The following is a 14,634-nucleotide window of genomic DNA, read 5'->3' as shown; positions in this document are numbered from 1 at the left end:
AGGTTTGAAGGAATGGACGACAGCAGGCTCGATGCCTTGGGTCAGATGATCGTTGCCACGCTTCCGGGCGCGGCCATCGGCCATTCCGTGGCGTTCGGTCAATTGAGTATCACGGTCGAGGTCGCGAAGATTGTCGAGGTCGCTCGCTTCATCCGCGACGATCAGCGTTGCCGCTTCGTCAACATCACCGACGTGACCGCGGTCGACTATCCGGGCCGCGAGAAGCGCTTTGACGTGGTCTATAACTTCCTGTCGCCGACGCTGAATACCCGTATTCGTCTGAACGCGCAGGCCTCGGAGACCACGCAGGTGCCATCGTTGATCGATGTGTTTCCCGGCGCAGACTGGTTCGAACGCGAGACCTACGACCTCTATGGCGTGATTTTCACCGGGCACCCCGACATGCGGCGTTTGTTGACCGACTATGGGTTCGACGGACATCCGCTACGCAAGGATTTTCCGCTGACGGGCTTCGTCGAGGTGCGTTACGACGATGCCGAGAAGCGGGTCGTGTACGAGCCGGTGCGTCTCAATCAGGAATTCCGCAAATTCGATTTCATGTCACCGTGGGAAGGTGCGGACTATCCGCTGCCGGGTGACGAGAAGGCGACCGGCGGCAAGGCGGGTGGCTGATGACCGAAGCACTTGGTACCGAAACTCCCGGTATGCGCAACTTCACCATCAATTTCGGTCCGCAGCATCCGGCGGCGCACGGCGTGTTGCGCCTGGTGCTGGAGCTGGATGGTGAGGTGGTCGAGCGCGTCGATCCGCACATCGGTCTGCTGCACCGCGGCACCGAGAAGCTGATCGAGCAGAAGACCTATCTTCAGGCGATTCCGTACTTCGATCGGCTCGATTACGTCGCGCCGATGAATCAGGAGCACGCTTTCTGTCTCGCGGCCGAGAAGCTGCTGGGTATCGCGGTGCCACGCCGTGGCCAGTTGATCCGGGTGCTTTACTGCGAGATCGGCCGCATTCTCTCGCATCTTCTCAATGTCACCACGCAGGCGCTGGATGTCGGCGCGCTCACGCCGCCGCTGTGGGGCTTCGAGGAACGCGAGAAGCTGATGATGTTCTACGAGCGCGCCTCGGGATCGCGGATGCATGCCGCGTATTTCCGCATCGGCGGCGTGCATCAGGATCTCCCGCCGAAGCTGATCGATGACATCGACGCCTGGTGCGATCCGTTCCTGCAGGTCGTGGCGGATCTCGATGCGTTGCTGACCGACAGCCGCATTTTCAAGCAACGCAACGTCGATATCGGCGTGGTCAGCCTGAAGCAGGCCTGGGAATGGGGTTTCTCCGGCGTCATGGTTCGCGGCTCCGGTGCGGCCTGGGATTTGCGCAAGGCGCAACCTTACGAATGCTATGCCGAAATGGACTTCGATATTCCGATCGGCAAGAACGGCGACTGCTACGATCGCTATCTCATCCGCATGGAGGAAATGCGACAGTCGGCGCGGATCATGAAGCAGTGCATCGCCAAGTTGCGCGCCGCCGACGGGCAGGGGCCGGTGGCGGTCGAGGACAACAAGATCTTCCCGCCGCGTCGCGCCGAGATGAAGCGTTCGATGGAAGCGTTGATCCATCATTTCAAGCTTTACACCGAAGGATTCCGCGTTCCGGCGGGAGAGGTCTACGCGGCGGTGGAAGCGCCCAAGGGAGAGTTCGGCGTCTTTCTCGTCTCCGACGGCAGCAACAAGCCATACAAGTGCAAGATCCGCGCGCCGGGCTTTGCGCATCTGCAGGCGATGGATTTCATCTGCAGGGGCCACCTGCTGGCGGATGTTTCCGCCATTCTCGGCTCGCTCGACATCGTGTTCGGAGAGGTCGACCGGTGATCGCACAGCCGCCCATCCAGTTCGATCGGACCTCCGGCGTTATCGAGGGAGCCAACGCCTGGGAGCGCGCGGCGTCGCTGGCGCTGGTGGCAGGCTCCAAGGTGTCGTCGCTGTTCTCGCACCGCGGCTACAGGTTTTGCGCCAACCTGCTGCGCAAGACGTTGCCTGAGCGCGATATCGCCGTCAGGCTCAATTCCGACGCTACGTTCGCGTTTCCCTATGGCGACGGTTATTGGAGCAAGCTGCTCAATCGCTCCTTCAAGTATGAAGAGGAGCTTGAACTGCTGTTTCGCGGCTCCGCCGACGTCGATTACACGCTGCTCGATTGCGGCGCCAATTACGGCTACTGGTCGGTGCTGGTCTCCAGCCGGCCGTTCGGATCGCGCAGGGCGATCGCGATCGAGCCGTCGTCGAAGAATTTCGCCAAGCTGTTGAACAATGCTGACATCAACGGCAACCGCTTCGAGGTGGTGCAGAGTGCCATTGGCGCGACGCGCGGCACTGCGCGCTTGTCCGGCACCAAGCATGAGGCCTTCAGCATCGCCGGCGGCGCCAATGCCGACGGGGAGAACGTGCCGGTGCTGACGCTCGATAACCTGCTCGACGACGGCCGGATTTCGCCCGACGGCAAGTACCTCATCAAGCTCGACGTCGAAGGCGTCGAGATCGAAGCCATCAAGGGTGGCACCCGCGTGCTGCAGGGCGACGCTGTGATCCTGTGCGAGGACCACGGCAATGACCGAAACCACACCGTATCGCGCTACATTCTTGAGCAGACGCCGTTGGAACTGATCGTGCACGATCCCGTCAGCAACCGTTTCGAGACGTTGACAGAGCTTTCCATTCTGGACCGCATCAAGGTCGCCTCCCACGTTGGATACAACGTGTTCGGAACCTCAAGCGCATTCTGGCAAGATCGTTTTCGCCGCATGAACGCGGCCGCGTCGCAACGTGTTCATTGAGAGACTAGAGTACGATGTCCGTTCGCCGCCTGGCACCGAAAGAACAGCAGCCCGAGAGTTTCGCGTTCAGCGAGGAGAACCTCGCCTGGGCCAAAAAGCAGATCGGGCAATATCCCGCGGGTCGCCAGGCGTCCGCGGCCATCGCTATTTTGTGGCGCGCGCAGGAGCAGCACGACGGCTGGGTGTCGGAGGCCGCGATCCGCACCGTCGCCGATATGCTCGATATGCCCTACATCCGGATGCTGGAGATCGCGACGTTCTACACGATGTTCCAGCTTCAGCCGGTCGGCAAGAAGGCGCATATCCAGGTGTGCGGCACGACGCCGTGCCGGCTGCGCGGCGCTGAGGACATCCTCGCCGTCTGCAAGAACCGCATCCATCACGAGCCCTTCCACCTCTCGAAAGATGGTGACTTCTCATGGGAAGAAGTCGAGTGCCTCGGTTCCTGCGTCAACGCGCCGATGGTGCTGATCTGGAAAGACACCTACGAGGATCTGACGAAGGAGAACTTCGGCAAGGTGCTGGACGGGTTTGCTTCGGGCCAACCGCCGAAGCCCGGCCCCCAGATCGACCGCCAGTTTTCCGCACCCGTCGGCGGTCCGACCACGTTGAATACGGCGGCTGCGAAAGGCGAGGGGGGACAGCGGGCCAGCGCTCGGCCGGCACCCGCCGATGACGCGGCCAAAAAGGGCAAAACCTGATGCTCGACGACAAGGATCGCATCTTCCGCAACCTCTACGGCCTCGACGACTGGCGGCTCGCCGGCGCGCGCCGCCGTGGCGCGTGGGACGGCACCAGGACGATCGTCGACAAGGGTCGCGACTGGATTATCAGCGAGATGAAGGCGTCGGGCCTGCGCGGCCGCGGCGGGGCCGGATTTCCGACCGGCATGAAGTGGTCCTTCATGCCGAAGGACAACGCCGACGGCCGGCCGAGCTACCTCGTCGTCAATGCCGACGAGTCGGAACCCGGCACCTGCAAGGATCGCGAGATCATGCGGCACGATCCGCATCTTTTGATCGAGGGCTGTCTGCTGGCCGGCGTCGGGATGGGCGCCCATGCCGGCTATATCTACATTCGCGGCGAATTCATCCGCGAGCGCGAGCATCTCCAGGCCGCTATCGACGAGGCCTATGAGGCCAGACTGATCGGCAAGGATAATATCCACGGCTTCCCATTCGATCTGTATGTCGCCCACGGCGCAGGGGCCTACATCTGCGGCGAGGAGACAGCGCTACTGGAGAGCCTGGAAGGCAAAAAGGGCCAGCCGCGGCTGAAGCCGCCATTCCCGGCCAATGTTGGTCTCTACGGTTGCCCGACGACCGTGAACAACGTCGAGTCGATTGCGGTGGCGCCGGATATCCTGCGCCGTGGCGCGGCCTGGTTCGCCGGGATCGGCCGTCCCAACAATGTCGGCACCAAGCTGTTTTGTATTTCGGGTCACGTCGAACGTCCCTGTAACGTCGAAGAGGCGATGGGAATCACGTTTCGCGAATTGATCGACACCCATTGCGGCGGCATCCGCGGCGGCTGGAACAACCTCAAGGCGGTCATTCCGGGCGGCTCGTCGGTGCGCATGGTGCCGGCCGAGCAGATCATCGATACGCCGATGGACTTCGACAGCCTCGGCAAGCTGCGCTCCGGTCTCGGCACCGCCGCCGTCATCGTCATGGACAAGTCGACCGATCTGATCCGGGCGATCGCGCGCATTTCGTATTTCTACAAGCACGAGAGCTGCGGCCAGTGTACGCCGTGCCGGGAGGGCACCGGCTGGATGTGGCGAGTGCTGACCCGGATGGCCGACGGCCGCGCCCACAAGCGCGAGATCGACATGCTGCTCGAGGTCACCAAGCAGGTCGAAGGCCACACCATCTGCGCGCTCGGCGACGCGGCGGCCTGGCCGATTCAGGGACTGATCGCGCACTTCCGTCATGAGATCGAGGCGCGCATCGACCAGTATTCGCATAACGCCGACCGCGACGATCAGGGCATCCTCGATCCCGCGCGCATGGTCGCGGCGGAGTAGGGCCATGACGAAGCTTATCATCGACGGCAAAGAGATCGACGTACCCGCCGAATATACGCTGCTGCAGGCGTGCGAGGCTGCGGGCGCCGAGATTCCGCGTTTCTGCTACCACGAGCGGCTGTCGATCGCGGGCAACTGCCGGATGTGCCTTGTCGAGGTCAAGGGCGGGCCGAAGCCGGTCGCGAGCTGCGCCTGGGGCGTGCGCGACTGCCGTCCGGGTCCGAACGGTGAGCCGCCGCAAATCTCCACGCGGTCGCCGATGGTGAAGAAGGCGCGCGAAGGCGTGATGGAATTCCTGCTGATCAACCATCCGCTCGATTGCCCGATCTGCGATCAGGGCGGCGAGTGTGATTTGCAGGATCAGGCGATGGGGTACGGCGTCGATACCTCGCGTTTCGCCGAGAACAAGCGTGCGGTCGAGGACAAGTATCTCGGCGCGCTGGTCAAGACCTCGATGAACCGCTGCATCCAGTGCACGCGCTGCGTCCGCTTCTCCGCGGAGATCTGCGGCGCGCCGGAAATGGGTGCGACCGGCCGCGGCGAGGACATGGAGATCACCACCTACCTTGAGAGCGCGCTCACGTCTGAATTGCAGGGCAACCTCGTTGATATCTGTCCAGTCGGCGCATTGACCTCGAAGCCCTACGCGTTCGCCGCAAGGCCATGGGAACTCGGCAAAACCCAATCCATCGATGTGATGGACGCGGTCGGCTCGGCCATTCGGGTCGACACGCGCGGGCGCGAAGTGATGCGTATCCTGCCGCGCGTCAATGAGGCCGTGAACGAGGAGTGGATCTCCGACAAGACCCGCCACATCGTCGATGGGCTGCGTACCCAGCGGCTCGATCGCCCCTACATCCGTGAAAACGGCGCGCTCCGCGTAGCCTCGTGGCCCGAAGCGTTCGCTGCGATCGCTGCGAAAGTGACGCGGGCAGACGGCAAGCGGATCGGCGCGATCGCCGGCGATCTTGCGGCCGTGGAAGAAATGTTCGCGCTGAAGGACCTGCTGTCGAAGCTCGGCTCGGTCAACATCGCGGTGCAGGGCGGCGACGCCTTCAATCCGGCGCTGGGGCGGGCATCGTACATTTTCAATCCGACCATCGCCGGCATCGAGCAGGCCGACGCGCTGCTGATCGTGGGATCGAACCCGCGCAAGGAAGCGGCGATCCTCAATGCGCGCATCCGCAAGCGCTGGCGGACCGGTCAGCTCAAGATCGGCGTGATCGGCGAGCGCGCCGACCTGACTTACGACCATGATTATCTCGGCGCCGGTGCGGATTCGCTCGCGGACCTCGCCGCCGGCAAGAACGGGTTTCTCGGTGTGCTGAAAGGCGCGAACAATCCGATCGTACTGGTCGGCGCGGGCGCGACATCGCGGCGCGACGGCGGGGCCATTCTCGCGGCGGCGGCCAAGCTCGCCGTGACTATCGGCGCGCTGAAGGACGGCTGGAATGGATTTGCGGTGCTTCACGATGCGGCGTCGCGGGTGGGCGCGCTGGACCTCGGCTTCGCGCCGGGGAAGGGCGGCCTGAACGCAGCGCGGATGACCGCGCCGGGTGAACTTGATGTTCTGTTCTCGCTCGGCGCCGACGAGATCAAGGTGCCGGACGGCGTGTTCGTCGTCTATATCGGGACTCACGGCGACGCGGGCGCGCACCGCGCCGACGTCATTTTGCCGGGCGCCGCCTATACCGAGAAGACCGGCATTTATGCCAACACCGAAGGCCGGGTGCAGATGGCGAACCGCGCTGGCTTCCCTCCGGGCGAGGCGCGGGAAGACTGGGCGATTATCCGCGCGTTATCCGAAGTGCTGGGCAAGACCCTCGGCTATGACTCGCTGGCGGCGCTGCGGCAGGCGATGTTCAAGGCGGTGCCGCACCTGATGCGGATCGACCGGATCGAGGGCGGCGATTCCGGCGCGATCAAAAATCTTGCCGGCAGGGGCGGCAGCATCGAGAAATCGCCGTTCAAGGCTGCGGTTGACGATTATTATCTGACCAACCCGATCGCGCGGGCCTCGGCTGTGATGGCGGAATGCTCGCGGCTTGCGTCTGGTCGCATGCTGACGGCGGCGGAGTGAGCGTGATGGCCGAATTCTTCGCAGCCCCGTTCTGGACGGACTTTCTCTGGCCGCTGATCGTGATGGTCGCGCAGAGCGTGTTGCTGCTCGTGGTGCTGCTGATCGCGATCGCCTACATCCTGCTCGCCGACCGCAAGATCTGGGCGGCGGTGCAGATCAGGCGCGGCCCGAACGTGGTCGGGCCGTGGGGTTTGCTGCAATCCTTCGCGGACCTGCTCAAGTTCGTGCTGAAGGAACCGATTATTCCGTCCGGCTCCAACAAGGGCGTGTTCCTGCTGGCGCCGCTGGTCACCTGCGTGCTGGCGCTGGCGGCGTGGGCGGTGATTCCGGTCAATCTGAATTGGGTGATTTCCGACATCAATGTCGGGATTCTCTACATCTTCGCGATTTCGTCGCTGTCGATCTACGGCATCATCATGGCCGGCTGGTCGTCGAACTCGAAATATCCATTCCTTGCGGCATTGCGTTCGGCAGCGCAGATGGTCTCGTACGAAGTCTCGATCGGCTTCGTTTTCATCACGGTATTGCTCTGCGCGGGCTCACTGAACCTCTCGGCCATCGTCGAGGCGCAGCATGTCCGGGGTCTCGGCAGCCTGATCGGATTGCCATGGCTGACATTCCTGAACTGGTATTGGCTGCCTTTGCTGCCGATGTTCGTGGTGTTTTACGTTTCGGCCCTGGCCGAGACCAACCGCCCGCCGTTCGACCTGGTCGAGGCGGAATCGGAACTCGTCGCAGGCTTCATGGTCGAGTACGGCTCGACGCCGTATCTGTTGTTCATGCTCGGCGAGTACGTCGCGATCACCACCATGTGCGCGATGGGCGCGATTCTCTTCATGGGCGGCTGGCTGCCGCCGATCGATCTGCCGCCGTTCAACTGGGTGCCCGGCGTGATCTGGTTCTCGCTGAAACTGTTCTTCATGTTCTTCCTGTTCGCGATGGCGAAGGCGATCGTGCCGCGCTATCGCTACGATCAACTGATGCGGCTCGGCTGGAAGGTGTTTCTGCCGCTGTCGCTGGCTATGGTGGTGATCGTGGCGGGCGTGTTGCAGTTCGCCGACATCGCGCCGAAGTGAGGTTGTCATGAGTATCAATGCAACAGCCCGTGCGCTTCTGCTGACCGAATTCGTGTCGGCGTTCTTCCTCACCATGCGCTATTTCTTCCAGCCGAAGGCGACCATCAATTATCCCTTCGAGAAGAATCCGATCTCGCCGCGATTCCGCGGCGAACATGCATTGCGCCGCTACCCGAACGGCGAGGAGCGCTGTATCGCCTGCAAGCTGTGCGAGGCGATCTGTCCGGCGCAAGCCATCACCATCGAGGCCGGCCCGCGCCGCAACGACGGCACGCGGCGCACCGTGCGCTACGACATCGACATGGTGAAGTGCATCTATTGCGGATTGTGTCAGGAGGCCTGTCCGGTCGACGCCATCGTCGAGGGGCCGAATTTCGAATTCGCGACCGAGACCCGCGAGGAACTCTATTATGACAAGGCCAAGCTGCTCGCCAATGGCGACCGCTGGGAACGCGAGATCGCGAAAGCGATCGAACTCGACGCGCCGTATCGGTGAAGTGAGGGCACAATGTCTTGTTCGTCAGCCGATAGAACGGATGTCGTTCTTCACCTCTCCCCGCAGGCGGGGAGAGGGAGTGGAGGCGTCTAGATGATCCTTCCCGCGCTGTTCTTCTATCTGTTCGCCGGCGTCTGCGTCGCATCCGCCGCTATGGTTATTTCGTCGCGCAATCCCGTGCACTCGGTGCTGTTCCTGATTCTGGCGTTCGTCAACGCCGCCGGCTTGTTCATCCTGATGGGTGCGGAATTTCTCGCGATGATCCTCGTCGTGGTCTATGTCGGCGCAGTCGCGGTGTTGTTCCTGTTTGTCATCATGATGCTGGATGTGAATTTCGCCGAATTGCGCGAGGGTTTTCTCGAATATTTGCCGCTCGGCCTGGTGATCGCAGCGATCTTTTTGCTGGAACTGCTGCTCGTCGTCGGAGGCTGGACCCTCAATCCAACCGTGACGAAATCGATCACCGCAGCCATTCCGGGCGACGTCAGCAACACCGAGGCGATCGGCCTCGTGCTCTATACGAAGTACATTCATTATTTCCAGCTTGCCGGCATGGTGTTGCTGGTGGCGATGGTCGGCGCCATCGTGCTGACGCTGCGGCACAGGGCAAGCGTCAAGCGGCAGGATATCAATGTCCAGAACGCGCGGACTCCCGAGATGGCCATGAGCGTTCGCAAGGTCGCTTCCGGACGGGGGTTGCAGGACGCCGACGCAGCAGAGTGGGTGAAATGACGATCGGGCTCGGGCATTATCTGGCGGTCGGCGCGATCCTGTTCACGTTGGGGATTCTCGGTATCTTCCTCAACCGCAAGAACATCATCGTCATCCTGATGTCGGTGGAGCTGATCCTGCTGGCGGTCAATATCAACCTGGTGGCGTTTTCAGCGTTCCTGGGCGACATCGTTGGACAGGTGTTTGCGCTGCTGGTGCTTACGGTCGCCGCGGCCGAGGCGGCGATCGGTCTTGCTGTTCTCGTTGTGTATTTCCGCAACCGCGGTTCGATCGCGGTTGAGGACGTTAACCTGATGAAGGGCTGAAGCATGATCCGGAAGGGTGAGGACCGGCTTTCTCCAGCCAACGGGTCCGTTGGCTGCGGGGTCATGCTCCATGAGGTGGGTACATGATCGAGGCAATCGTCTTTTTGCCGCTGGTCGGCGCGATCCTCGCCGGGCTGATCTCGCTGGTGGGCGCGCGTGGACGCAACCCTGGTGGCGATACGGTCGATCATCACGACGCTCATGGTGATGCTCACGCGGCGACCGCGCATGATAGTCACGGGCACGACGACCATCATATCAGCGAGCCGCCGGCGGCGGGATCGCGCGCCGCCGAGCTGATCACCACGATCCTTCTGATCGTGTCGGCCGGCCTGTCATGGGTGGTGTTGGTCGATGTCGGCTTCATGCATCACGATGCACGGATAACGCTGCTTTCGTGGATTAATTCGGGCGATTTGCAAATCGCGTGGTCGTTGCGGGTCGATACGCTGACGGCGGTGATGCTGGTAGTCGTCAACACCGTGTCGGCGCTGGTGCATTTTTATTCCATCGGTTACATGGACGAGGATCCGAACTGCCCGCGCTTTTTCGGCTATCTGTCGCTGTTCACCTTCGCGATGCTGATGCTGGTGACGTCGGACAATCTGGTGCAGATGTTCTTCGGTTGGGAAGGCGTCGGTCTTGCCAGCTATTTGTTGATCGGATTCTGGTATCGGAAGCCCTCGGCGAATGCGGCGGCCATCAAGGCGTTCGTGGTCAACCGCATCGGCGACTTCGGTTTCTCGCTCGGCATCTTTGCGGTGTTCATGCTGATCGGCTCGATCGATTTCGATACCATCTTCAGCGCAGCGCCGGGATTGACCGGAAAGACGGTCCACTTCCTCGCCTGGGACGTCAACGCGCTGACGTTAATCTGTCTGCTGCTGTTCATGGGCGCCATGGGCAAGTCGGCTCAGTTCCTGTTGCACACCTGGTTGCCGGACGCCATGGAAGGCCCGACGCCGGTATCGGCGCTGATCCATGCGGCGACCATGGTGACCGCCGGAGTGTTCATGGTGGCGCGGCTGTCGCCGTTGTTTGAACTGGCGCCGGATGCGCAGGCTTTCGTGATGTTCATCGGCGCGACCACGGCGTTCTTCGCGGCGACGATCGGTCTCGTGCAGAACGACATCAAGCGGATAATAGCCTATTCGACATGCTCGCAGCTCGGCTACATGTTCGTCGCGATGGGAGCGGGGGCCTACTCCGTCGGCATGTTCCATTTGTTCACCCACGCCTTCTTCAAGGCGCTGCTGTTCTTGGGCTCGGGATCGGTGATTTATGCGATGCATCACGAGCAGGATATCCGCAATATGGGCGGCCTGAAGGATCGCATCCCCTACACGTATTTCGTTATGGTGATCGGCACGCTGTCGCTGACGGGATTTCCGCTGATGGCCGGCTATTTTTCGAAGGATGCGGTCATCGAATCCGCCTACGTGTCTCACAATCCATTCGCGTACTACGGCTTCCTGATGACGGTGATCGCGGCAGGATTGACCTCATTCTACTCGTGGCGGCTGATTTTCAAAACCTTCCACGGCAAGCCACATGATCGGGCTCACTATCAGGCCGCGAAAGAAAGTCCGATCTGGATGCTGATTCCGATCGGTGTCCTTGCGGTCGGCTCGATCCTCGCAGGCTTCCCGTTCAAGGAGTTGTTCACGGGTCATGGGGTCGAAGAGTTCTTCCGGGAATCCCTGAAGATGCGCCCGCACATCATCGAGGACATGCACCACATCCCGGAGACGATCGGCTTCCTGCCCACCGCGATGATGATTGGGGGGTTTGTGATGGCCTGGCTGTTCTATATCCGGCGCCCCTATCTGCCGGTCCAACTCGCCCGCGAACACCAGATGCTCTACCAGTTTCTGCTCAACAAGTGGTACTTCGACGAGCTGCTTGACCTGATCGTCGTGCGTCCGACCAAGTGGCTTGGCCGCTTCCTGTGGAAGAAGGGCGACGGCTTCGTCATTGACGGCTTTGGTCCAGATGGCGTGTCAGCACGGGTGCTCGATGTCACCCGCAATGTGGTGAGGTTGCAGACCGGCTATCTCTATCACTATGCGTTCGCGATGCTGATGGGGGTTGCGGGTCTGATCACGTGGTTCATGTTTGGTGTAGGAGGCCAGTGAAATGACGACCTGGCCGATCCTCTCCGTTGTGACCTTCCTGCCGCTGCTCGGCGCGCTGCTGATCTGGCTACTGGCGCGAGGCAGTGATGATGCCGCGGACAGGACCGCGCGCTGGATTGCGTTATGGACCACCGTCGTCACCTTTGCGGTGTCGCTGATTCTGGTCGCGCGCTTCGATCCCGCCGATCCCGGGTTTCAGTTTGTCGAACACGCGAGCTGGCTTACGACCGGTATTCGCTATCACATGGGCGTGGACGGCATCTCGCTGCCGTTGCTGATCCTGACTACAGCGTTGATGCCGGTCTGCATTATCGCGAGCTGGCGGGCGATCTCGCGCCGGGTGCCGGCCTACATGATAGCGTTTCTTGTGCTGGAAACGCTGATGGTCGGCACGTTCTCGGCGCTCGACCTGTTGTTGTTCTATGTATTCTTCGAAGGCGTTTTGATTCCGATGTTCCTGATCATCGGGATCTGGGGCGGCCCGCGCCGCGTCTATGCCACCTTCAAGTTTTTCCTCTATACGCTGCTCGGCTCGGTGCTGATGCTACTGGCCATCATGGCGCTCTACTGGAACGCCGGCACCACCGACATTCCCACGTTGATGCGGACCGCTGTTCCGTACAATTTGCAGATGTGGGCGTGGCTCGCCTTCTTTGCATCGTTTGCGGTCAAGATGCCGATGTGGCCCGTTCATACCTGGCTTCCGGATGCGCATGTCGAGGCTCCGACGGCGGGCTCGGTGATTCTTGCAGCGATCCTGCTGAAGATGGGCGGCTACGGCTTCCTGCGCTTCTCGCTGCCGATGTTCCCTTTGGCGTCGCATGATTTCGCGCCGCTGATTTTTGTGCTCTCGGCCATCGCGATCATCTACACCTCGCTGGTCGCGCTGATGCAGGACGACATGAAGAAGCTGATCGCCTATTCGTCGGTCGCGCACATGGGCTTTGTGACGATGGGCATCTTCGCGGGCACCATGCAGGGGGTCCACGGCGGCGTATTCCAGATGATCTCGCACGGTATCGTGTCGGGTGCGTTGTTCCTCTGTGTCGGCATTATTTACGACCGTATGCACACCCGCGAGATCGCGGCTTATGGCGGCCTCGTCAATCGGATGCCGCTCTACGCGCTGGTGTTCATGACGTTCACCATGGCCAACGTCGGGCTGCCCGGCACCTCCGGTTTCGTCGGTGAATTCCTGTCGCTGATCGGCACCTTCAAGGTATCGATACCGACGGCGTTCGCGGCGACGACGGGCATAATCCTGTCGGCGGCCTACGCCCTGTGGCTCTATCGCAAGATCGTGTTCGGGGCGCTGGTCAAGCCGTCGCTTGCGACGATCAAGGATCTGACGGTCCGCGAATGCCTCACCTTGATGCCGCTGTTTGTGCTGACGATCCTGTTCGGCGTGTATCCGAAGCCGGTGCTCGATCTCTCGGCGGCTTCCGTGCAAAATCTCGTCAATAATTATGCAAGCGCGACCGCCGCCATCAAGGCGGCGGCGCTGCCGTGATCACGGCAGGTCAGGGACACCAACTATGATGTTTGAGGCCGCCGGGTATCAACTGCTTCCCGTATTGCCGGAAATCGTGCTGGCGATCGGCGCGATGGCGTTGCTGACGATCGGGGCGTGGTGCGGCCAGCGCGCGGCTGCTCTCGTTACGGTCCTGGCGGTATGCCTTCTCGTCGCGACCGGCGTGATTGAGTATCTGCTGCCCAGGGGCAAGCTGATTACGTTCGGCGGCAGCTTCATCGTCGATGATTTCGCGCGGTTTCTGAAAATTCTTGCTTTGCTCGGCTCGGCGGCGACGCTCGTTCTGTCGCGCCAGTTTCTTGAAAACCAGTCCCGGCGGATGTTCGAGTTCGCGATTCTGGTGATGCTCTCGACGGTCGGCATGATGGTGCTGATTTCGGCGGCCGACCTGATCATGCTGTATCTCGGGCTCGAGTTGATGAGCCTTGCGCTTTACGTGGTGGCGGCGAGCGACCGTGACAACGTCAAATCGACCGAGGCAGGCTTGAAATACTTCGTTCTCGGCGCGCTGGCGTCCGGGATGCTGCTGTACGGCGCTTCGCTGATCTATGGTTTCACGGGAACCGTCAGCTTTGCGGGCATTGCAGCCGCTGCCAAGACCGGCAGCATCGGCGTTGTGTTCGGCATCGTCTTCCTGCTGGCGGGCCTGTGCTTCAAGGTGTCGGTGGTGCCGTTTCACATGTGGACACCCGACGTTTATGAAGGCGCGCCGACGCCGGTTACGGCATTCTTCTCCTCGGCGCCGAAGGTCGCGGCAATGGCGGTGTTTACCCGCGTGGTGCTGACGGCGTTCTCCGGCGTTGTTACCGAGTGGCAGCAGATCGTGGTTTTCGTGGCGATCGCGTCCATGGCGCTGGGTTCGTTCGGCGCGATCGGACAGCGCAACATCAAGCGCATGATGGCTTATTCGTCGATCGGCCATATGGGTTTTGCGCTGGTCGGTCTCGCCGCCGGCACCGTCGAAGGCGCGCAGGGCGTCGTGCTTTATATGGTCATCTATACCGTCATGACGTTCGGAGCGTTCACCGTCATTCTCGCCATGAGCCGTAAAGGCCAAGCCCTGGAGCAGATCAGCGATTTCGCTGGGCTGTCGCGGACCAATCCGCTGCTGGCGTTCTTCTTTGCAATGCTGCTGTTCTCGCTGGCCGGAATTCCGCCGTTGGCAGGCTTCTTCGCCAAATTCTATGTCTTCACCGCTGCGATCAAGGCGGGACTGGTCGCGCTGTCCGTGATCGGCGTCATCACCAGCGTGGTCGGCGCGTTCTACTACCTCAACGTCATCAAGGTGATGTATTTCGACGAGCGGGACGAAGCGACAGACGCCGTGCATATCGAATTGCGTTCGGTGGTGGCGGTGACGGCGCTCTTCAACATGCTGTTCTTTGCCTATCCGGGGCCGCTGGTCAGCGCCGCCACGGCGGCAGCGAAGTCATTATTCTGAATGGCATCG

Annotated in this window: 13 protein-coding genes; all 13 read left to right on the top strand. The window is 61.5% G+C overall.

Features of this window, described 5'->3' with window-relative positions; translation table 11 throughout:
* Positions 1-12 precede the first annotated feature (12 nt).
* On the top strand, positions 13-633 hold the full coding sequence (locus NHAM_RS11290; RefSeq protein ID WP_011510688.1) for an NADH-quinone oxidoreductase subunit C: 621 nt from the start codon (positions 13-15) through the stop codon (positions 631-633).
* The gene (locus NHAM_RS11285; protein WP_011510687.1) at positions 633-1,841 is read left to right on the top strand and encodes an NADH-quinone oxidoreductase subunit D; all 1,209 of its coding nucleotides are present in this window, start codon (positions 633-635) and stop codon (positions 1,839-1,841) included. The genes NHAM_RS11290 and NHAM_RS11285 overlap by 1 nt, the downstream gene beginning before the upstream one ends.
* On the top strand, positions 1,841-2,803 hold the full coding sequence (locus NHAM_RS11280) for an FkbM family methyltransferase (protein ID WP_198137038.1): 963 nt from the start codon (positions 1,841-1,843) through the stop codon (positions 2,801-2,803). Before NHAM_RS11285 ends, NHAM_RS11280 begins: the two co-directional genes overlap by 1 nt.
* Before the next feature lie 14 nt (positions 2,804-2,817).
* Complete coding sequence (gene nuoE, locus NHAM_RS11275; RefSeq protein WP_011510685.1) at positions 2,818-3,504, top strand: NADH-quinone oxidoreductase subunit NuoE; 687 nt, start codon at positions 2,818-2,820, stop codon at positions 3,502-3,504.
* Positions 3,504-4,829 carry an NADH-quinone oxidoreductase subunit NuoF gene (nuoF, locus tag NHAM_RS11270; RefSeq protein WP_011510684.1) on the top strand — a complete coding sequence of 442 codons (1,326 nt, stop codon included), beginning with the start codon at positions 3,504-3,506 and terminating at the stop codon, positions 4,827-4,829. The genes nuoE and nuoF overlap by 1 nt, the downstream gene beginning before the upstream one ends.
* A 4-nt stretch (positions 4,830-4,833) precedes the next feature.
* Positions 4,834-6,909, top strand: a complete 2,076-nt coding sequence (nuoG, locus tag NHAM_RS11265) for an NADH-quinone oxidoreductase subunit NuoG (protein ID WP_011510683.1) — start codon at positions 4,834-4,836, stop codon at positions 6,907-6,909.
* A 5-nt stretch (positions 6,910-6,914) separates the two neighbouring features.
* Entirely contained in the window at positions 6,915-7,985 is a 1,071-nt protein-coding gene (gene nuoH / locus NHAM_RS11260) for an NADH-quinone oxidoreductase subunit NuoH (protein ID WP_011510682.1), read from the top strand.
* A 7-nt stretch (positions 7,986-7,992) separates the two neighbouring features.
* The gene (nuoI, locus tag NHAM_RS11255) at positions 7,993-8,481 is read left to right on the top strand and encodes an NADH-quinone oxidoreductase subunit NuoI (RefSeq protein ID WP_011510681.1); all 489 of its coding nucleotides are present in this window, start codon (positions 7,993-7,995) and stop codon (positions 8,479-8,481) included.
* Between the two features lie 93 nt (positions 8,482-8,574).
* Positions 8,575-9,213 carry an NADH-quinone oxidoreductase subunit J gene (locus tag NHAM_RS11250; RefSeq protein ID WP_011510680.1) on the top strand — a complete coding sequence of 213 codons (639 nt, stop codon included), beginning with the start codon at positions 8,575-8,577 and terminating at the stop codon, positions 9,211-9,213.
* Positions 9,210-9,518: an NADH-quinone oxidoreductase subunit NuoK gene (nuoK, locus tag NHAM_RS11245; RefSeq protein ID WP_011510679.1), complete on the top strand. Its 309-nt coding sequence runs from the start codon at positions 9,210-9,212 to the stop codon at positions 9,516-9,518. The genes NHAM_RS11250 and nuoK overlap by 4 nt, the downstream gene beginning before the upstream one ends.
* 83 nt (positions 9,519-9,601) lie before the next feature.
* Entirely contained in the window at positions 9,602-11,653 is a 2,052-nt protein-coding gene (nuoL, locus tag NHAM_RS11240; protein WP_011510678.1) for an NADH-quinone oxidoreductase subunit L, read from the top strand.
* A 1-nt stretch (position 11,654) separates the two neighbouring features.
* Positions 11,655-13,163: an NADH-quinone oxidoreductase subunit M gene (locus tag NHAM_RS11235; protein ID WP_011510677.1), complete on the top strand. Its 1,509-nt coding sequence runs from the start codon at positions 11,655-11,657 to the stop codon at positions 13,161-13,163.
* A gap of 25 nt (positions 13,164-13,188) precedes the next feature.
* Positions 13,189-14,625, top strand: a complete 1,437-nt coding sequence (gene nuoN, locus NHAM_RS11230) for an NADH-quinone oxidoreductase subunit NuoN (RefSeq protein ID WP_011510676.1) — start codon at positions 13,189-13,191, stop codon at positions 14,623-14,625.
* The last annotated feature ends 9 nt before the right edge of the window (positions 14,626-14,634 follow it).

This window comes from Nitrobacter hamburgensis X14 (assembly GCF_000013885.1).
Lineage (GTDB): Bacteria > Pseudomonadota > Alphaproteobacteria > Rhizobiales > Xanthobacteraceae > Nitrobacter > Nitrobacter hamburgensis.
This window is presented reverse-complemented; position numbering and strand designations above follow the sequence as displayed.